The organism is Psychrobacter sp. FME13 (assembly GCF_014861395.1).
Classification (GTDB): domain Bacteria; phylum Pseudomonadota; class Gammaproteobacteria; order Pseudomonadales; family Moraxellaceae; genus Psychrobacter.
The window spans coordinates 1-489 of record NZ_RRYV01000385.1; the positions used below are offsets into that span (position 1 = coordinate 1).

The 489-nt window shown below is 41.3% G+C and carries 1 protein-coding gene; it reads right to left on the minus strand.

The genetic code is table 11. The features are described 5' to 3' along the window. Positions 1-52 precede the first annotated feature (52 nt). Positions 53-376, minus strand: a complete 324-nt coding sequence (locus EI164_RS16705) for a DUF6708 domain-containing protein (RefSeq protein ID WP_192521074.1) — start codon at positions 374-376, stop codon at positions 53-55. Positions 377-489 lie beyond the last annotated feature (113 nt).

Here is a 489-nt window from a genome sequence, read left to right on the forward strand (position 1 = left end):
TGACTATCTCTGCGAGCAGTTACGCTCGCCTAGACTGATTGTTGCGTAAGTCCTAAAGATAACGAAAAGGCAGACTAAAAGTGCGTTGGATAATGCCCTTGTCATCCACATCGCAGCAGCGGATATCCCAAGGTGCATTGGCATCGGTCTGCATTTGTATCTTTAGACTACCCCAGTCATAGGTTTCTACTTTTTTATTGGCACCGATGACGTAGACTTTGCCGTCTTTACGATTAAAACGAACGGGGAAATAGGTGTAGGTAAACAGTTCTCGGCTAAGACGTCTTAATACAACATAGAAAAGAGCAAAAAGCGTTGAGGTGAGAAGGATAAATACAACAAAGTATAGACTTATACCATCCTTATCAAAAATCATACCTAATACTAACCCCACTCTCAACTTCGAAAGTGATTGAAAAAAGAAGAGCACCTCACTAATCTATTGTTTTCGACCAAGAATACAATGGAGTTGTGAGATGCCCATAGACG